This is a genomic window from Microcella alkaliphila (assembly GCF_002355395.1).
In the GTDB taxonomy this organism is placed as follows: Bacteria; Actinomycetota; Actinomycetes; order Actinomycetales; family Microbacteriaceae; genus Microcella; species Microcella alkaliphila_A.
Genome location: NZ_AP017315.1, coordinates 1955293 through 1973412, shown reverse-complemented (window position 1 = coordinate 1973412; position 18120 = coordinate 1955293). Strand labels below are relative to the sequence as shown.

20 protein-coding genes and 1 pseudogene are annotated in these 18120 nt (G+C 67.4%); 14 read left to right on the top strand and 7 right to left on the bottom strand.

All coding sequences use genetic code 11. The annotated features are described in order from the left end of the window. Positions 1-79 precede the first annotated feature (79 nt). On the bottom strand, positions 80-874 hold the full coding sequence (locus tag CPY97_RS09750; protein WP_419866122.1) for an IS256 family transposase: 795 nt from the start codon (positions 872-874) through the stop codon (positions 80-82). On the opposite strand from CPY97_RS09750, the gene CPY97_RS09745 reads away from it, so the two are divergent. Then, entirely contained in the window at positions 875-2050 is a 1176-nt protein-coding gene (locus CPY97_RS09745) for an IS30 family transposase (protein ID WP_096422284.1), read from the top strand. Between the two features lie 12 nt (positions 2051-2062). On the opposite strand, the pseudogene CPY97_RS09740 reads toward CPY97_RS09745, so the two are convergent. Further along, positions 2063-2563 (bottom strand): annotated as a pseudogene (locus tag CPY97_RS09740) (transposase); the annotation flags it as partial. A 112-nt stretch (positions 2564-2675) separates the two neighbouring features. Between CPY97_RS09740 and CPY97_RS09735 the strand changes: the two are divergent. The 8 genes from CPY97_RS09735 to CPY97_RS09700 all read left to right on the top strand — a co-directional run bounded on the left by CPY97_RS09735 (position 2676) and on the right by CPY97_RS09700 (position 9278). Then, positions 2676-3737 (top strand): hypothetical protein, encoded by a 1062-nt coding sequence (locus tag CPY97_RS09735; protein WP_150129253.1) that lies wholly within the window; start codon positions 2676-2678, stop codon positions 3735-3737. 34 nt (positions 3738-3771) lie between these two features. Then, positions 3772-4335 (top strand): hypothetical protein, encoded by a 564-nt coding sequence (locus CPY97_RS09730; RefSeq protein ID WP_150129252.1) that lies wholly within the window; start codon positions 3772-3774, stop codon positions 4333-4335. Positions 4336-4504: 169 nt separating this feature from the next. Continuing rightward, the gene (locus CPY97_RS09725) at positions 4505-5389 is read left to right on the top strand and encodes a hypothetical protein (RefSeq protein WP_096422278.1); all 885 of its coding nucleotides are present in this window, start codon (positions 4505-4507) and stop codon (positions 5387-5389) included. Positions 5390-5602: 213 nt separating this feature from the next. Further along, positions 5603-6328 carry a GOLPH3/VPS74 family protein gene (locus CPY97_RS09720; RefSeq protein WP_096422276.1) on the top strand — a complete coding sequence of 242 codons (726 nt, stop codon included), beginning with the start codon at positions 5603-5605 and terminating at the stop codon, positions 6326-6328. Positions 6329-6478: 150 nt separating this feature from the next. Further along, positions 6479-6799 carry a DUF6412 domain-containing protein gene (locus CPY97_RS09715; RefSeq protein WP_096422274.1) on the top strand — a complete coding sequence of 107 codons (321 nt, stop codon included), beginning with the start codon at positions 6479-6481 and terminating at the stop codon, positions 6797-6799. A gap of 95 nt (positions 6800-6894) precedes the next feature. Continuing rightward, complete coding sequence (locus CPY97_RS09710) at positions 6895-7647, top strand: YidC/Oxa1 family membrane protein insertase (RefSeq protein WP_096422272.1); 753 nt, start codon at positions 6895-6897, stop codon at positions 7645-7647. 107 nt (positions 7648-7754) lie between these two features. Beyond that, positions 7755-8759 carry a hypothetical protein gene (locus tag CPY97_RS09705; RefSeq protein ID WP_150129251.1) on the top strand — a complete coding sequence of 335 codons (1005 nt, stop codon included), beginning with the start codon at positions 7755-7757 and terminating at the stop codon, positions 8757-8759. A gap of 9 nt (positions 8760-8768) precedes the next feature. Next, complete coding sequence (locus tag CPY97_RS09700; protein ID WP_150129250.1) at positions 8769-9278, top strand: hypothetical protein; 510 nt, start codon at positions 8769-8771, stop codon at positions 9276-9278. A gap of 40 nt (positions 9279-9318) precedes the next feature. Here CPY97_RS09700 and CPY97_RS09695 read toward each other — a convergent pair whose 3' ends face one another. Further along, positions 9319-9870: a type 1 glutamine amidotransferase domain-containing protein gene (locus CPY97_RS09695; protein ID WP_096422266.1), complete on the bottom strand. Its 552-nt coding sequence runs from the start codon at positions 9868-9870 to the stop codon at positions 9319-9321. A gap of 143 nt (positions 9871-10013) precedes the next feature. On the opposite strand from CPY97_RS09695, the gene CPY97_RS09690 reads away from it, so the two are divergent. From CPY97_RS09690 to CPY97_RS09675, 4 genes are all read left to right on the top strand, one after another. Continuing rightward, positions 10014-10523 carry a hypothetical protein gene (locus tag CPY97_RS09690; RefSeq protein WP_096422264.1) on the top strand — a complete coding sequence of 170 codons (510 nt, stop codon included), beginning with the start codon at positions 10014-10016 and terminating at the stop codon, positions 10521-10523. Between the two features lie 42 nt (positions 10524-10565). Next, positions 10566-11159 carry an RNA polymerase sigma factor gene (locus CPY97_RS09685; RefSeq protein WP_096422262.1) on the top strand — a complete coding sequence of 198 codons (594 nt, stop codon included), beginning with the start codon at positions 10566-10568 and terminating at the stop codon, positions 11157-11159. A 1-nt stretch (position 11160) separates the two neighbouring features. Further along, positions 11161-12018 carry a hypothetical protein gene (locus tag CPY97_RS09680; RefSeq protein WP_096422260.1) on the top strand — a complete coding sequence of 286 codons (858 nt, stop codon included), beginning with the start codon at positions 11161-11163 and terminating at the stop codon, positions 12016-12018. A gap of 117 nt (positions 12019-12135) precedes the next feature. Continuing rightward, positions 12136-12738 carry a cysteine hydrolase family protein gene (locus CPY97_RS09675; protein WP_231923911.1) on the top strand — a complete coding sequence of 201 codons (603 nt, stop codon included), beginning with the start codon at positions 12136-12138 and terminating at the stop codon, positions 12736-12738. A 19-nt stretch (positions 12739-12757) separates the two neighbouring features. Here CPY97_RS09675 and CPY97_RS09670 read toward each other — a convergent pair whose 3' ends face one another. The 3 genes from CPY97_RS09670 to CPY97_RS09660 form a co-directional block, all read right to left on the bottom strand. Next, a complete protein-coding gene (locus CPY97_RS09670; protein WP_231923910.1) occupies positions 12758-13834 on the bottom strand; it encodes an AI-2E family transporter in 1077 nt (358 codons plus the stop codon). 62 nt (positions 13835-13896) lie between these two features. After that, positions 13897-14859, bottom strand: a complete 963-nt coding sequence (locus tag CPY97_RS09665; RefSeq protein WP_096422256.1) for an NYN domain-containing protein — start codon at positions 14857-14859, stop codon at positions 13897-13899. A gap of 82 nt (positions 14860-14941) precedes the next feature. Beyond that, positions 14942-16375 carry an MFS transporter gene (locus CPY97_RS09660; RefSeq protein WP_096422254.1) on the bottom strand — a complete coding sequence of 478 codons (1434 nt, stop codon included), beginning with the start codon at positions 16373-16375 and terminating at the stop codon, positions 14942-14944. Between the two features lie 19 nt (positions 16376-16394). On the opposite strand from CPY97_RS09660, the gene CPY97_RS09655 reads away from it, so the two are divergent. Continuing rightward, the gene (locus tag CPY97_RS09655; RefSeq protein ID WP_096422252.1) at positions 16395-17426 is read left to right on the top strand and encodes an aldo/keto reductase; all 1032 of its coding nucleotides are present in this window, start codon (positions 16395-16397) and stop codon (positions 17424-17426) included. Here CPY97_RS09655 and CPY97_RS09650 read toward each other — a convergent pair. Then, positions 17423-18070: a DUF1294 domain-containing protein gene (locus CPY97_RS09650; RefSeq protein ID WP_096422250.1), complete on the bottom strand. Its 648-nt coding sequence runs from the start codon at positions 18068-18070 to the stop codon at positions 17423-17425. The genes CPY97_RS09655 and CPY97_RS09650 overlap by 4 nt on opposite strands. Between the last annotated feature and the right edge of the window lie 50 nt (positions 18071-18120).

Genomic DNA, 18120 nt, shown 5'->3' with positions numbered 1-18120 from the left:
AGCGGTTCATGTCCCCTCAATGCCCCACTACGTAAGCATCGGGAGTGTCCGTTAAACGGTGTGTGAGGTCCGGCGGTTTTCAGTGATTGGTTCTGTCGAACCGTCCGGCGAAGGTGATCGCGAACGCGTTGAGCGCGGGCTTCCACCTGATCGCCCAGCGTGCCCTGCCGCCCCCGGTGGGGTCAAGTGACCGGGTCACAAGGTAGAGACACTTCAGCGCCGCGGCCTCGTTCGGGAAGTGTCCGCGGGCGCGGACCGCTCGCCGGTAGCGGGCATTGATCGACTCGATCGCGTTGGTCGTGCAGATCACCTTTCGGATCTCGACGTCGTACTCGAGGAACGGCACGAACTCGGCCCACGCGTTCTCCCATAGCTGCACGATCGCCGGATACCTGCCGCCCCACTCGGCCGCGAACTCGGCGAACCGGTCCCGGGCCGCAGCCTCGGACGGGGCTGTGTAGACGGGTCGGAGTCCCTTCACGATCGCGTCACGGTGCTGGCGGCCGGCGTAGCGGAAGCTGTTGCGGATCAGGTGCACGATGCACTGCTGCACGACCGTCCGCTCCCAGGTGGTATTGATCGCTTCGGGGAGTCCCTTCAGCCCGTCGCAGACGGCGATGAACACGTCCTCGACGCCACGGTTCTTCAGCTCGGTGAACACCTGCAGCCAGAACCTCGCGCCTTCTGCGCCGTCGCCGGCCCAGATCCCGAGGATGTCGCGTTCCCCGTGCACGGTGACGCCCATGACGACGTAGAACGGGGTGTTGCGGACCTGCCCGTCACGGACCTTGACGACGATCGCGTCGACGAAGATCACCGGGTAGATCGGGCAGTTTCTAGTCATCGTTGCGAATCCTGAGGAAGAGGGATTCAGATGGTGCGTTGGGCGTGGAACAAGTCGCAAGCGGGCGTGAAGAGGCGCTATTTCGAGCTTGTCCGGCAGGGGCTGAGCGGTTCGACTGCGTCGGAAGAGGTGGGAGTGTCGTTCAGCTGCGGATCGCTGTGGTTCATCGATGCTGGCAGCGTGAAGTTCATCGACACCCCGATCAGTGAGAGGTATCTGACCCAGGACGACCGGATCGAGATCGCCGACGGGCTTGACGCTGGCGAGTCAGTGAAGCTCATTGCCGCACGTATCGGGAAGAGCTTTCAGAGCGTGTATCGGGAGATCGCTCGCAACAAGAAGCCCGATGGTCGATATCAGCCTTGGTACGCGCACGGGCAGGCGCATGTCGCGCGGCGGCGCCCGAAGCCGCATCGGTTCAGCAGCGATCCGGAGCTTCGGACGGTGGTTGCAGCCAAGCTGGGCAAGCGATGGTCACCTCAGCAGATCAGCCGCTGGCTCCGCCGCCGATGGCCTGGGCGCTTGGGATGGCATGTCTGCGCGGAGACGATCTATGAAGCCGTCTATCGGGGCCTGATCGTCGTCACCGATCAGGAGGCGCTCCGGACCGGGCGCAAGTATCGTCACAAGCGTGGCCGCGGTCGCAACCGTGAAGGAGCGATGAAGCAGTCCACCAACATGCGCTCCATTCACGACCGGCCGGCCATCGTCGAGGAGCGACTGCAGGCGGGGCATTGGGAGGGCGACCTCATCATCGGTGCGGGGCAGAGATCGGCGATCGCGACGCTTGTGGAACGCAAGAGTCGCAGCACACTCCTCGTTCCGATCCGAGGCGGGCGATCTGCGCAGATCGTCGGTGACGCCCTCATCGATGCCCTGGAGAGCCTCCCGCCGCGGCTGCGCCGCACCCTGACATGGGATCAAGGAAACGAGATGTTCCACCACGAACGGATCGAACGCGACAGCGGCGTGAAGATCTACTTCGCCGACCCCCACTCGCCCTGGCAACGCGGGACGAACGAAAACACGAATGGGTTGCTCAGGCAGTATTTTCCGAAGGGCATCGACCTGGACCAGTTCACCGATCAGCGGCTCCGAGAAGTCAGCGAGGAACTCAACAATCGACCCCGTCTAATCCTCGGCGACCGGTCACCCGCGCAACTCATGAGACGATGGATTCGACAACCGATTCGCAACGATCGGTAGAAACTGCCACGGGTCCAACGGTCGGGAGGACCATTCCGCGAGCTCACCGGCCACCTTCTCCGTGATCCGGCTGATGGTGTCTTTGGAGACCTTCGCGTCGTAGACCTCGTCGAAGTGCGCGGCGATCTCCCCGGTCGTGAGTCCGCGGGCGCTGAGCGACAGCACGATCTGATCGATCCCGTCCAGGCGACGCTTCCGCTTGGGGACGATCACCGGTTCGAACGACCCGTCGCGATCCCGGGGGACCTCGATCTCCACGGGGCCGATCTCGGTGAGAACCGTCTTCGTCCGTGTCCCGTTGCGCATGTTCGACCCGGCAGGCGTCCCGCCATGCTGGTGCCCGAGATGCTCGGTCAGCTCCGCGTTCAACGCCGTCTCGAGGACGTTCTTCGTGAGCTGGTTCAGCAGCCCTCCCGGGCCGACCAGGCTCACGCCCTGCTCCTTCGCCTGCGCGAGCAACCGCTCGGCAAGGTCCTTCTGATCGATAATCTCTCCCGTCACGGGATCGATCATCGCGTCTTCCAACAACTCGGTCGTGTCAGCCACGGCCGTCTCCTTTCGGATCAGGCCGGACCCCACACACCGTTATTCAGACAGTCCCTAAGCATCAGAGAGGATGCACAGGATGAAACTCGTTGCTGCGGCAATTGCGGGAACTGTCGCCGTTGGTGCCGCGGGTCCGCTTCACCATCCACATCAGGAAAGCTCGCCGCTCGAGGTGGGGTACGCGATGGTCGAATTACCCGGGGAGATCGACGAACCGGTCGTGATCGAGCAGGACGGAAGCGATCTGCTCGCCATGAGTCTGCCGGTGGGTTCAGACGCGTCGGTTGAGAGCGTGGGGGATTCGATCGTGTATGTGGATGACGCTGCCTCGTTGATGGTTGACATCAGCGTTCCCGACCTGTCCGGAGAACCTGTCTTGGATTCCGGTGTGCAGGCAATCAAGACTCTGTACGGTGCGGAGGCGGAGGAGACCTTCTCCTATCCGGTTGACGTGCCACAAGGGTTCACCCTGTCGCTCATGGAGGACGGTAGCGTCGAGCTGCTCAACGCCGAGGGCGATATCGAAGGAATCTTTGCGCCCCCGTGGGCGGTTGACGCTGAGGGCAACCCCGTTGAGACCTATTTCGACGTCGTCGGCGACGGGCTTGTGCAGCATGTTCTCCATCGGGCCGAGGGAGTGTCGTACCCGGTCATCGCAGACCCGCTGTTCTTGGTTCCGGTGGCGGTGAAGATCGGCGCGAAGCTTGTCACCGTTCACGTCGTTCGGTCGGCAGCGACGCGGGCGGCCGCACAGCAGGCCGCGCAAGCGATGACACTGCGGGTTGCCGCCCCGCATGTGGTGACTAATGCGCTGAAGTCGTTCCAAACATTGCGCTTCCAAACGGGAAACCGAATCTTCACGCTGGACAAGGAACGAATGACCCATATCCTTGTCCGCCATCACCCGAGCTACTGGAACGGCTCGCTTCCTTCAGGTTCTGCGACTCCGCAGTCCTTCTTTGCTCGCAACGCGAGCATCGCCGACATCCGCTCCTTGGTGCACAGTGCCCTGCGGCTATCGACGACCCGCCTACAGCAGGTCGGGACAGGCTTCGGATCATGGGACGTCAGGATCGATGGGATTCTGTATCGGATCGCGGTCAACAACGGCAGGGTGACGCAGTTCTATCCGAAGGCGTAGGGAGGGCCAAATGGTAAATGTGGCGAGTGACCGGATGGTGTGGGCGCAGAACTATTTCGAGACCTTCTTCCCGTTGCGGGAGCCGATGATCACTTCGGACGTGGATGAAGATCCGGATCGGTACGGAGCGTGTGTTGAAACGCATCCGGATTTGGCTCGTCAGCGGCTGCAGCGCGGGAAGCGACCGTACGACTCTTTGTGCATCGACGGGTGGGTGTACTTCTGGGTCGGCGGAAAGCGATTCTTCGGCGGCGGCCTTCTGGACCCTCCCGTTCAGACGTGGGGGATGCTGCTGCAAGCCGTCGCAGATTTCGTTCGAGACGGCGATCAGGTTGGCTCGCTTGCCGGTTATCCAGACGAGTTTTCGCTCCAGCAGGTGAAGGGCACTGACTTGGTGCGGTTCACATTCCTTGGTGAGCGTGCAACGGTGCCGCGTGAGCGTTTCCTTGCGGATTTCGCGGACGAGTGCGAACGGTTCGTGACCTTTGTTGCGGCAGCCACCGGTGAGTCGTTCGACCACGTTCTTTCTGAGATCGCCGTTGTTCGTGCTGGCCTTTCAGCGTCTGGGTCGGAGGCCGCGGCGCTTCCGGCAGGGTGACTCGCACCACATTCAGGGTGACCGCCGCAGGTTCCAGCGACATCGACACCGGAAAGCGGTCGCTGCCGCGGGAAGTTGTTCTCCACTAACTGCGGGTCTGTGCAACTACCGTGCTGGCGACATCACACTCCCGCGCTGATGACCTATCGACAACGGGAAGAGAACACTCATGAGGGCCATTGAGGTCGAAGACATCAATCTAGGAATCGGCACCCACGACAACCCGTCGGAGGGACTGTGCTTGCTGGAGGCCGTGGCGTACGTGGCTGGCGAAGCGCATTCAGATCATCCACAGTGCGTCAGTCCTGTGCTTGGGGCGTACGGGCGCAAGCTCAACGATTGCCTGGGAAACGAAGACCGTCAGAAACTGAAACCCTTCATCGTGCACATGCCGGGCACCGCAGACGACGGTCTAGACGAAGTGCGCGGTTACATCGCAACCGACTGGGTGGTGCGCACGGCGACACCACGCCTGCTTCGCGCCGCAAACCACACGGCGTTGGCTGAGCGACTGGAGGCCTTGGCGCTGGTCAAGGACAAGAACACGGCTAGTGCGGCTGAGGGTGAAGCACTCAGGGTGCGCGAAATCCGTTCGAATGTCCGCGAGGCGGCTTTCGCCAACCTCGAGGCTCACTTCAGAGAGGAGATCCGGAAGCGTCGCCTCACCGGCACTGCTCCAGCGCCTGACGTAGCCGCTCTTGTTGGTGATCTCCATGACCTGGCCACCATCGATGCTGTCGTCGATGCCGCTGTCGATTGCGCCGTCAACGCCGCTAATGTCGCCGCCTTCGACGCAGCTAATGACGCTGTTGTTCATGCAGCTGTCGACGCCGCTGTCGACGGCGTTGTCACTGTCGTTGTCGACGCCGCTGCCGCTGCCGCACACGATTCCGATGAGCCATCCTCCGGAAAGGACTACTGGGCATTCCGCAACCTCATGTACGAGCAGGTACGTGACGCTCTGCTTTCCTCAGAGTCCGCGTTGGGTGCTGCTGTCCGTCTGAATGCAGAAGAAAGCATCGCGCTTCTCGGTCGCATGATCGCAGCGGAGTAAACACATATCCAGATTGAACTGTCCCCCATGAACTGGCACGGTCACGAGCCCCTCGAACGCTATGGCAGCGAGAGCGTGAGGCAGGTCAAGGCGCTGTCTCATCGGCTCATCTCAGAGTGACCCATCGGTTCCGCGGCCGGCACTTGATCCTGTGGTGACCACACGGTCTTTCCTGGTCTGACAGCCATTGCTGTCAGGCAGAAGGAGACCATCGTGACCGAGCAGAACAGAAACCAGCCTCGCGAAAACTGCGACACCACGACCTACCCGCCAACCCTCGCCGAAGACCTCTTGCTGCTGCTCTTCCAGCCGAGCACCGGCACGTTCGCCGGCGAGAACACCCTGCCCTACGCCCTCGGCGGAGCGGTCTTGTCTGACCTCGCCCTCGCGGGCCAGGTCGAAACCACGGAAGCGAAACCAGCCGGAACGGTCATCCGCGTGGTGGCCGACGCCGAGCCGGGTGACCCGCTCACACGCCCCGGTTGGCAGTACATCGAGCGCAAGCCCCGCACAGCCCAAGCAATCATCGCGGCGATCGGCCCCGAATTGCGCGAAGAGACGATTCGGCGCCTCGTTGACCGCGGAGACCTGATCGAACGCAAGGGCAAGACGCTCGGCGTCTTCTCCAGCACCGAGATTTCCGAGGGCGACACCGGACGCCGGTCCGAGCTCCTCGAGGCGGTGCGCAACGCGCTGGTGAGCGGCGGGGCGGCCGAACCGCGCCTTGCCGCCCTCTGCGGACTCGTGTTCGGAAGCGGAATGATGCCGCAGCTCGATCCCGACATCCCGTGGCGTTCTGACACCATCGCGGCCGCCGAAGCGCACCTGCAGGGCGACTGGGGCGCGGGCGCCGCCGCGCAGGCGGTCGCACGCACGATCGCCAGCGGCGTGATCAACAGCCTCATCGCCGCCGGAGTGCTCTTTCCCACCGTCCGGTAGTTGGGCCGTGCCGCGCGTCGCGGCACTGTCCGGCTCGTATTCCACGACGTCTGCGGCGCGGAGCGTCGGGGGAGTTGCGGCCCACGCGTTGATCCAAGGCGAGGCCAATCGACCCGGCGGCGTCCGAGAACTCCGGCGTACGATGACCTCATGGCCGAGTCGTTGACGCGCACCCTGTGGGCGTCGTTCGGCGCCCTCGGGGTCACTCTCGCTCTTGCCATATCGACGGCAGTGGGGGAGGCGGCACCGCTTGCAGCGGCCGCCAGCGTTGCGGCAAGCCTTCTCGTGATTGCCGCCGCCGTGGTCGCCAGCCGCGGGGCCGTCACCGCGATTCCGCACGCTGAACTCGCCGTCGGGGCGCGATCGCGCGCCCACCGTGAGTCGCTGTCTCACCAGGCCGAGCCCGCGCATCCGCTGACCGCCGGTCGGCCGCTGTCGCGCGCGCCGGGCGTCGCCATCCCGGCCGCCTGACCTGCCGCGCCCGCTCGCCCCGCAGGGGCTGTGTCGTCGTTCGCGCATCCGGTGGCCAGACGCCGCCACCGACCCCTCACGCGAACGGACAGCTCATGGACCCCTCCAGCTATTTTCTTGTCGGCCCGCTCATCACCGCCGCCGCCCGCGGCATTGACACCCTCATCGGGATGCTCGACCCCGCTCTCGGCGGCGCCTCCGCCCCGCTCGTCATCGCCGCCATCACCCTCGTCGTGCGAGCCGCACTCATCCCGCTCGACGTGCGCATGACGCGAGCGGAGGGAGCCAGGCGCCGACTCGCCCCACAGCTCGCCGCCCTTCGCGCGCGCTGGAAGAAGCGGCCCGAAGAGCTACAGAAGCGCACCATGCAGCTCTACCGCGACGCTGGCGTGTCGCCGCTCGCCGGAATGGGGTCGATGCTCGCCCAGGCGCCCATCGTCTCGGTGCTCTACCTCGCCCTGATCGCCGCGACCCTCGACGGCGAGCCGAACCCGCTCGTGCGGTACACCCTCGCCGGGGTGTCGTTCGCCGAGCCGCTCGGCGCCGCCGCCCTGACGGGGTCCGGGGCAGCCTTGCTGCTGGCCGCCGGAGTCGTCGTGTCGCTGAGCATCGCCGGCTGGGTGCAGCGCCAAACCATGACTCGGCTGCAGCGGGGGCTGCCCGCAGCCGACATGCCCGCGGGAGTCACGCGTGCGCTCGGCGTGCTGCCCTTCGTCGCCATCGTGCCCGCCCTCGTGGTGCCGCTCGGTGCCGCCATTTACCTGGTCGTCTCCACGCTGTGGAGCACGATCGAGCGGCCCCTCCTGCGGCGCATCCTGTGGTCGGAGGCCGAGTGGGCGCCGCAGTGAACGTGCGATCGGTGACCGCTCTGCGCGCTGCCCAGGATGCGCATCCCACGGTGTCGAGGCGGGAATGTTCTCGAGGAGTGATCGACTCATCCGGATAGGCTGATTCCGTGACGGATTCTCCGCGAGACAACGGGCGGCCACCCTCGATGGCGCGAAGCCAGGCATGGTTCGCCGTGTTCGCGATACTGGGCGTCGTTGTCGCGGAGCGAGCCGTCGCGGCCATCCTTCTCTCGCTTGAGGGGAGTGGCCCAGTGCCGGAAGTGGGGATGAGCCTGTTCCTCGTTATGGTGGGTCTCCTGACTCTGGCGATCCAGACGCTCTTCATGGTCGCCCTCCCGGTGCTGGCAGCGGTCGCCGTCGGCTCAGTCTTCAGCCGACGTCGGGCCGGCCTAGTCTTCCGAGCGCTCGCCGTGGCGCTAGCGTTCATGGTGGCCTCGGTGGGCATGAAGCTCTTGTTGTCGGCCCACGCGGGAAACCTTGGCCCCGCTGTTCCGTTCATGGTGTTCGACATCGTCGTCGGGTTCGCCCTGGGGGTCGTGGCGACGTCACCGTGGTTCGGGGGCTTCGCCTCCCGCCGCGTCGATTCGGTTCGCAATGTCCGCGCCTCGGTGCCGCCGGGCGCGGCGACCGAAGGTCCTCGGCGCGCGACGTGGCAGGGGTACACGGTGGTGTCGATCGCTTCGGCGATGGTGGTCGGAGCGGTCTTCGCGGTGTATGTCGCGACCGTCGTGACTCCGATCGATCCCGATGGCGTGATCGCCATCGGTTGGCTGGTTGCGATCGCGGCGGCCGCCACGCTGCTCGTGAGCGCCCTCGCCACCCTGACTGCGGTTGCGTTAGCCCAGCTCTCCCGACGAGCATCGACCACACGTGTGCGAGCCCTCATCATCGTCGGTGGACTCACGCTGTCCGTGTCCCTCGTCGCTGTTCCTGTGCTGGTGGAGCTGAGATGGCCACCCGCCGGTATCGCAGGGTTCGTGGCGATCATCGTCCTGATCGCGCTCGCGCTCGCAGGTGGCGCGCTCGCTCCGTGGCGGTACGGTTTCGCGTCCACCCGTGTCGACCGACTCCGGAATCAAAAAATAGAGACTTCATCGCCTAAGCAGGCCTAGAGTAGGCCCGTGAGCACTCCTACTGCCGCGGTGAGCTCCGACAGGGAGTCGCCCGCCGCGGGTGGCACCCTGTGGTTCATTCTCGTGTCGCTCGCCGCCGCCTGGGTCGTGTCACTTGCCGCCGCCGGTGTCCTCTTTGGCGACTGGGGTGAGGGCGCCGCAGCTGCCCTGTGGGCCACCCCGATGATCCTCGCCTTGGCGATCGTGCCGGTCGGCATCGCGGCAATCGTCGGCCACATCGTGTCAGGGCACACCCGGCGCGCCTGGGTGCGCTTCGCGGTCATCGCCGTGGTGGTCACAACCGTGACGTTCATCGGCCTGGCGAGCTTCACCGGCGGAGACATCGTCCAGGGTTTGACCGATCCACTCGTCCTCGTCGTACCCCTGATTGCCGGGCCGGCGCTGGCCGCCGGTGCGGTCGCGCCCTGGTTTGCGGGCTTCGCGTCCCCTCGCCGCGCGTTCACGGCGACCGTTCTCGACACGACCGCAAAGGACACGGAAGCGGGCCGCACCCCGTAAGGATGCGGCCCGCAGCATCAAGCAGCGACAGGCGCGAACGCTACGCGGTCTGCCCCGCGTGCTCGCCCTCGTAGATCTCCTCGACCGTCTTCGCGCAGAAGGCGGGCAGGTCCTTCGGCGTGCGGCTCGAGGTCAGGCCCTGGTCGACCACGACCTCCTCGTCGACCCATTCGGCGCCGGCGTTGATGAGGTCGGTCTTGAGCGACGGGTAGCTGGTGATCTCGCGGCCGCGCACCACGTCGGCCTCGATCAGGATCCACGCTCCGTGGCAGATCACCGACACCGGCTTGCCCTGCTCGAAAAAGTCCTTGGTGAACTTCACGGCCGCCTCGTCCATGCGCAGATGGTCGGCGTTCACGACGCCGCCGGGCAACACGAGCGCATCGTAGTGCTCCGCGTCGACGGAGGTGACCACCGCATCCACCGCCTGGGTGTGCCCCTTCTTGCCCGTCACTTCCGACGGCTTCGGTGACACGAGCAGGGCGCTTGCGCCCGCCTCGGTGACCGCCTTCCAGGGCTCGGTGAGCTCGCTGTCCTCGTATCCGTCGGTCAGCAGAAAGGCCACCTTCTTGCCAGTTAGGTCGTACGTCATGGGTCTCCTCCTTCGGTGAGATGACTCCACGCTAGGCAGACGACAGGATGCTCGTCACGCCCTCCAAGGGCTCGCTCACGTCGTTCCCACGCCCAGCCCAGAAAGTTCGTGACGAACGGGTCTGTCTGGGTTAGTCTCACGTCGTGGCCGTAGAAGAAATCTCGACAAGCGTGGATGCGCCTCCCGCTTCTCGACGACTCTCCACCGTTCCCGCGGCGGTCCTGTACCTTCTCGGCGCGACCGTGCTCGCCTTCGCGCTCGCTGCGGCCGTCGCGGTGGTGCGCCTGACGCCCGGCCTCATCTTTTCGCCGGGGTATCTCGGCATGTCCGACGTCTCGGAGGCCATCACTCGACTCGTCGCGGGCACCGCGTGGCTGCTGCCGATCACCCTCGTCGGCGCGGTCGTTGGCGGCATCGTCTCGCGCACCGAAGACCTCAAGCCGCAGACCGGCATGATCGCCGTTACGGTGGGCGGTGCCGTCGGAGCCCTCTCCGCCACCCAGCTGATGCCGCCGCCCGGCGTTGCCTCGCACGACCTCGCCGCGTGGGCGGTTCTCGCCCCCGCGCTGGCTCTGCTACTTGCGATTCTGCCCTGGCCGGGTGCCCTCGTGCATCCCGACGGGGGCACGGCAGACGACGCCGACGACGAATAGCCACGGTCACTCGAGGGGTTCGGCACCCTCTACAGTTTCTGCATGCCAGCTGCGGAAGCGACGGGGGAGACCGCCTTCGACGACGTGCTCGACGCTGCGCGCTCTGGCGAGGGGTGGGCGTTCACGCAGCTGTGGGTCGAATACGCCCCCGCCGTCGCCGCCTTCCTGACGGCTCGAGGGGCGCGCGAACCTGACGACCTGACAAGCGAAGTGTTCCTGGCCGTGTTCGAACGCATCCCGCAGTTTTCGGGCGACACCGTTGCGTTTCGATCGTTCGTTTTCTCGATCGCCTACCGCCGCCTCGTTGATGAGCTGCGTCAGCGCTCGCGCCGGGGCGAGCACGACGAGTGGACCCCCGAGGATGACCCGCGCCGCGAGCCGAGCGCCGAGGCGCTCGCGGAGCGCTCGCTCGGCGATAGCGCGGCGCTTCGGCTGCTCGACGAGCTGCCCGACGCGCAGCGCGACGTCATGGTGCTGCGGGTCGTCGCCGACCTCTCGATCGAGCAGACCGCGACGGTGCTCGGCAAACGTCCGGGGGCCGTGAAAGCCTTGCAACACCGAGCTATCGCGAACCTGCAGAAAAAAGTTCCCCGAACCCGTAACCCTCGGAGGGGGTCGAACGATAGCGGTGAGTGAGATGAGCGAACGCGTCCGCAATCACGAGGCCGAGCAGCTGCTGGCCGGGTCGACCCCTGAGGGCCGCCCCGAGCTGGGCGCGCTGACCGACGCTCTCGTCGAGTTTCGGGCTGCCGCTTACGAGACGGTGCCGCGTCCCTCCGACGCCCTCGCCGCTCTCGTGTCGGTGCCGGGGAGCGCCGACGTCTCTGCAGCCGCGGCCAATGCCTCGGCGAAGTCGCACGACAGGGCACTCGCCGACGAGGCGGTTGCCGGTCATCCTCATGGGGGAAAACGAATGTTCGAATGGATCGCAGGTCTCAGCGTGGCCGCCAAGGTCGCCGCCGGCACGGGAGTTCTGGCGCTCGGCGCGACGGGTGTCGCCACGGCCGGCGCGACGGGTGTGCTGCCGGGGCCGGTGCAGACCGCGTTCGACTCCGCCGTCACCGTGGTGCTCACCGATGATGAGTTCGTCGAGGACGACCTCATCGGCGACGAGGAGCCCGTCACGAACGATCTCGTCGGCGACGAGGAGCCCGTCACGAACGATCTCGTCGGCGACGAGGAGCCCGTCACGGATGACGCTCCGATTCCCGGCGCGGGCAACGAGTTCGGGAAGTGGGTGAGCGAGAACGCTCAGGACCCGGAGAAGATCGGCGAAGAGTTCGGCGAGCGCGTCTCGGAGCAGGCCCGCAAGCTGGGCGAGCAGAAGCGCGCCGAGCGCCCTGGCGGCTCCGACGTGCTGCCGGCCCCGACGCCGGAAACCGGTGACGACGAGATCGTGGGCGACGCCCCGGCCGTCGAACTGCCGAAGGCCCCGGGCAAGCCAGAGCTGCCCCAGCACAGGGGCGGCGCAAGCGAGCGTGGTGCGAACCGCTAGGGTTCCCACGCTTCCCCGGCGCGCTGCTGACACACCGCGCCGCAGGCGGTCCGCCTCGATTCGGGTTCGAGGCGGACCGCTTCGCCGTTTCTGGGCGGCCGCGGCTACTCTGCGCTTGTGACGATCGCACCTCACCCCGACACGGACCCGAACGACAGAGCCCTCGTCGTCGTCGACCCACAGCGCGGCTTCCTCGACCCGAGCTGGGGGCCGCGCGACAACCCGGTCGCCGAGCGCAACATCGCCCGACTGCTGGAGGCATGGCGTGACGCCGGGCTGCTCGTCGTGCTCGTGCGCCACGACTCTGTCGTTGACGGCTCGCCGCTCGCGCCCGGCACGCCCGGCAACGCGTTCCACGACGGTGTCGACGGCCCGCACGACCTGCTCGTCACGAAGACCGTCAACTCGGCCTTCTACGGCAGCCCGAACTTGCACGACTGGCTGCAGGCGGAGGGGGTGAGCGCTGTGACGATCTGCGGCATCACGACCGACCACTGCTGCTCGACGACCGCCCGTATGGCCGCGAACCTCGGCTACGCGGTCGACTTCGTGCTCGACGCGACCCACTGCCACGACCGGCAGCTGCCCGACGGAACCGTCATTCCGGCGGCGGAGGTCGCGCGGGCCGCGGCCGCGAGCCTGCACGGCGAGTTCGCGACCGTGCGCTCGACCGACGAGGTCATCGCTGAACTCGCCGAGCACTACCCGCCGAGCGACTGACTCCCGCCCCGACGAGGTGCTACGGCGCAGGAACTCGTGGCCTGCCCTCGTGTTCGAGCGCAGGGTCACGTCGATCCCACACCTTGACGATCGCCCACGCGGTCGCCGCGATCGGCACCGACAGGATTGCGCCGACGATGCCGCCCGTGATGGTGCCGACCGAGAGGGCGAGCAAAATCACGAGCGGGTGCAGCTTGAGCGTCTGCGCCATCACGATCGGCTGCAGGAAGTTGCTCTCGAGCTGGTTCACCAACACGACGATGCCGACGACAATCAGCGCCGTGACCAGGTCGTTCGTCACGAGTGCGACGAGGGCTGCGAGCGTGCCGGCGAGCGTCGCACCCACGATCGGGATGAACGCGGTCACGAACACGATCATGGCCAGCGGTAGCGCGAGCGGCACCCCGAGAATCCAGAGACCCAGGCCGATGCCGACCGCATCGGCGAGCGCGACGATCGACGTGCCGCGGATATAGCCGCCGAGCGTCGCGACCGACACCGCGCCGACACGCTCGCCGCGGCGGAAGCGCTCACCCTCGAAGGGCTTGAGGAAGAACGCCCAGATTCTCGGCCCGTCTTTCAAGAAGAAGAAGAGGATGACGATGAACAGGGCGAGGCCCGCGAAGAGCTGGCCGACAGCGGTCGCACCCGCCAGCGCGCCCGAGCCGAACTGGGCGCTCGTCACAAAGTTGACGATCTGATCGAGCGCCTCGTCGAGGTCGAAGTCGCCGACGAACTCGTCCGCGAAGGGAAGGCCCTGAAGCAGCTCGAGCAGCTCGCTGAACCCTTCCGCTGCCTGCGAGACCAGGTCCTCCCACTGGTTGCGCACGGCGATGACGATCGCCCAGATGATGCCGCCGAGCACGGCGAGTGCCCCGAGCAGGGCGATCCACGCGGCGGCCATGTCGGGAACGCCCCTGTCGCGCATCCACCGCATCAGGGGGTTGAAGGCGGCGGCGATGATCAGCGCGAGCAACAGGGGGATGACGGCGATGCTGACCTGCAGCAGTGCCCAGACGGTGACCGTCGAGAGGGTGAGCACGAGCAGAATCTGCAGGCTGCGGATGCCGAGCACGCCGAGGCGGTCGGTCCACATGGCGGTCAGGCTGGAACGACCCGGCTCGACGGGCGGCAGTGGTGGTCGGCGTCGGAACATGGTCAGCGGTCCTCCCCGCGCCGCAGGCGCACCTTGTGTAGTTGGGCGTTCGAGTCGTCAAGCTCGGCGATGTTCGCGCGCGAGGCGAGGAAGTCGCCGAACGTCGAGTACCCGATGGCCTTCTCATTGAAGGCCGGGTCGAGGCGCACCATCTGGCGCTTCAGCTCGGAGGTGTGCAGCCAGTCTTCGTCGTCGCGCTCGTGCATGAGTTCGAGTGCACGGACCAGTAACTGGCTGGAGGCCTTCTTGCCCGTCGCGGTCTCCGCCTTGCCCGCGGAGCCGTCACGGGCATCCGTCTTCTTGGTCGGCGCGGTCTCGTCGGCGCCGCGTGAGGCGCGCCGCGAGCGCGCGGGAGCCTCGTCGGGTTCGGCGACGGCGGCGCGCGCGGCCGGCCGCACGCCCGGCATCGCGTCGTAGTCGGCGAATTCGTCGCACGCGGCGGCCAGCGACTTGCTCGTGCCGCCCGCAACCCCCACACCCACCACGTAGCGTCCCAGCCGCTTCGCGCGCTGCGCGAGCGCGATGTAGTCGCTGTCGCCGGCCGCGATGACGACGTGGGTCACGTCGGGGAGCCGGAAGAGGTCTTCGACCACGTCGACGGCGAGCCGGATGTCGGCGCCGTTTTTCATCTGCTTCGTCGCGGGAAACAGCTGCGTGAGGTCGACGGCGCGTTCCATGAGCTGACCCTGGTAGCTGGCGTTCACCCCGATCGACCAGTCGGCGTAGGCCCGGCTGAGCACCGTCGTGCCGAAGCTCGTCGCATAGTCGATGATCGCGCCGATGTCGACGGTCGCCGCCTCGATCTTCTTTTTCAGCTCGGCGTCGGCGCCCTCGAGGCCCGGGCCGAGCCGGTAGACGTTGTCTTTGCGCCAGGCGCCGCGGCCGTGCACCTGGTCGTATCGCGAGATGACGATGTTGTCGAAGTCGATGTAGACGGCGACGCGACTCTCGGGTGTCTCAGCCATGGTGCTCCCTGCTGATCGGCGGTCGGGGCGGGAGACATCCTTCCACGCCGCGCCCGGCACGCGTTCAGGCCGCGCCCAGGGGCTACGGCTGCGGGTCGAGCGCGTCGTACGCGCGGAGGGTGCGCTGCACCCGCAGAATGACCGCCGCGGCCACCATGATGACGACCCCGCCGAGCAGCGGAGGGAACCACAGCAGCGCGGTCACACTGAGCACGCCGACGTACAGGTCGCCGACGCGCGGCCCGCCGGTGACGACGACGGTGAAGAGCCCCTGCAGGCGCCCCCGCATCTGGTCGGGAACGCTCGCCTGCAGCATCGTGTTGCGGTAGATCATGCTGACCGAGTCTGCCGCACCGGACGCCGCCAACAGGATGCACGCGGCAACCAGCGCGACCCAGTTCACGTCGTCGAGACTCTCGCTGACCGCCACGGGGCTGAGCGCGGCGAGCAGCAGCACGACCCCGAGCAGCAGGATCGTCGCGCCGTAGACCCCGACGCCGATGCCTACGGCGAGGCCCTGGCGGCGCACGGCGCCGAGCCTCCCCGAGAAGATGCCGAGCACGAGCGTTCCGACCGCGACGGCCGAGGTCAAGATGCCGACCGTGATGGCGCCACCGCCGATCAGCACCGCGCCGATCGCGGGAAACAGCACCCGGGGGTTGCCGAACGTCATCGCGAAGATGTCGAGCAGGAAGGAGGCGCGGATGTTCGGGGCCCGCTTCAAGAAGCGCGCCCCGTCGACGACGGCGCGCATCCCGGGTCTGCCGGGGGTGCCCTCGGGGCGCAGCGACGGCAATGTCCAGAGGCCGTAGAAGGCGGCGACGAACAGCACGACGTCGAACGTGTAGGTCCAGGCGAAGCCGACGGTGGCGATGAGCACCCCCGCGAGTGCCGGGCCGACCGTGAGCATGAGGCCGCCGCTGATGCCCCCGAGCGCGCCGGCGGCGGGCAGCAGTTCGCGGCGAATGAGGCGCGGCACCATCGCCTGGCGGGCGACGCCGACCATCGTGGAGGCGACCGTGTTGACGGTGATCAGCAGGTACAGCGGCCAGGTGGGGTCCTCGCCCGACCATGAGAACGCGGCGAGGCCCGCGGTGGTCGCCCAGGCGACCGTCGCCGAGAGCAGGGCCACCTTCCGGCGGTCGAAGCTGTCGGCGAGCACCCCGCCGTACAGGCCGAACAGGATCATGGGGCCGAGCGCGAAGGCGGCGACGAGCGACACCGCGAAGGTCGACTGGGTGCGGGCGTAGATGTCGAGGCCGACGGCGACGATCGTCATCTGGCTGCCGATGCCCGTGATCGAGCCGCCGATCCACATCCGCGCGAATGCGGGGCTCTCGGTCAGCGGTCGTAGGTCGACGAGGTGCCCCCGCGCCCCGCCGCGCGCCGGCAACGCGGCCGACGGGCGCACCTCCTCGATGGGTCCGGTGGGCGGATTCGACTCGCTGATGGTGACCCCAGACAACACGTGGTGCGTGACGCGGTCGCGCCAGCCTGTCAGCCTAACCCGGTGCATCCGTCGTTAGGGTCGAGGTATGCGCCAACGACTTCTCGGACACAGCGGCACCGCCGTCAGCGACCTCGCCCTCGGAACCATGACCTTCGGGGCCGAGAGCGACGAGGCGACGAGCCACGCGATTCTCGACGCCTACGCCGCGGCGGGTGGCACCCTCATCGACACAGCCGACGTGTACTCGGCGGGCGAGAGTGAGCGCATCGTCGGCCGGTGGCTGGCCGCCAACCCCGACGCGGCCGATGGGATGATCGTGGCCACGAAGGGCCGCTTCCCCATGGGACAGGGCCCCAACGACGTCGGCCTGAGCCGCCGTCACCTGCGCCGCGCCCTCGCCGCGTCGCTCGAGCGCCTCGGCGTCGACCACGTTGACCTCTACCAGTTCCACGCGTGGGACCCGCTGACGCCCGTGGAGGAGACACTGCGCTTTGCCGACGACGCGATTCGGGCCGGCGACATCGCGTACTACGGCTGGTCGAACCTCACGGGGTGGCAGCTCGCCGAGATCGTCCACACCGCCCGCGCGATGGGTGTTCCGCAGCCGGTGACCCTGCAGCCGCAGTACAACCTGCTGGCCCGCGAGCTCGAGTTCGAGGTCGTGCCAGCGGCAGAGCGCTACGACGTGGGGCTGCTGCCGTGGGGCCCGCTCGCCGGCGGCTGGCTGACCGGCAAGTACACGAAAGACGCGCGCCCGAGCGGTGCGACCCGACTCGGCGAGAACCCCGACCGCGGCATGGAGGCCTACGACCGGAAGGCGGGCAGCGACCGCACGTGGGCCGTTCTCGACGCGCTCACCGCCGTCGCCGCCGAGGTCGACGCGAGCCCCGCGCAGGTGGCGCTCGCGTGGCTCGTCGACCGGCCCACCGTCACCTCGGTGATTCTCGGCGCCCGCACGGTCGGACAGCTGGAGGCCAACATGGCGGCGGCATCCGTCACCCTGAGCGCCGATCAGCGCGCGCGGCTCGACACAGTAAGCGCCGTGCACGCGCCCGACTACCCGTACGGCGAGCTGGGCATCGAGCAGCGTTCGCGCGGCCTCGGGGGTGGGCGCTAAGCCCCGCCCGACATCAGCTCAAGCGAGGTGATGACCGCCTCGCGCGCAGCGGGGAAGGCGATCAGGGTGAAGGCGATGAGGGTGACGAACACGGTCACCCAGAAGGCGCCGACGAAACTCGCCTTCGTCGTCTTGTGCCGGTACCACCGCATGGCGGCGATCGCGCCGGGCCAGCCGCCGAGCAGGCAGAGCAACAGCAGCGAGCTCTCGGAGGTGCGCCAGCGGCCCTCCTCGGCGCGCCGCTTGTCGTCGGCGTAGGCGAAGGCGGTGACCAGCGAGACGAGGCCGACGACGAGCGGAATGGCGATGCTCATGTCGTACAGCAGCACCCCGGTCGCGAGCATGACGGCAAAACCCAGCACCGCCAGCATCTCGATGACGCTCCAGCGTTGCGGGCGGCGCCGAACGGGCGCGACCCTCTCGTCGACCGCGCCGTGCACGGCGACCCGCGCCGCGTGCATCCGGCCGCGATCGTCGCGTTCGAGCGCGTAGTCGACGCGGTCGCCGACGTGCGGCCGCGGCGAGCCGGGCGCGAGGTCGGAGACGTGGACGAAGACATTGGAGCCGCCGTCGTCGGGCGCGATGAAGCCGAAGCCGCGGTCGTTGTCCCACCGCACCACTTCGCCCACACGCGTCGTTAGCACGCGGCCCCCCTCCTCGGTCGAGTCCCCAGTGTGGCGGGTGCGCCTGAGTT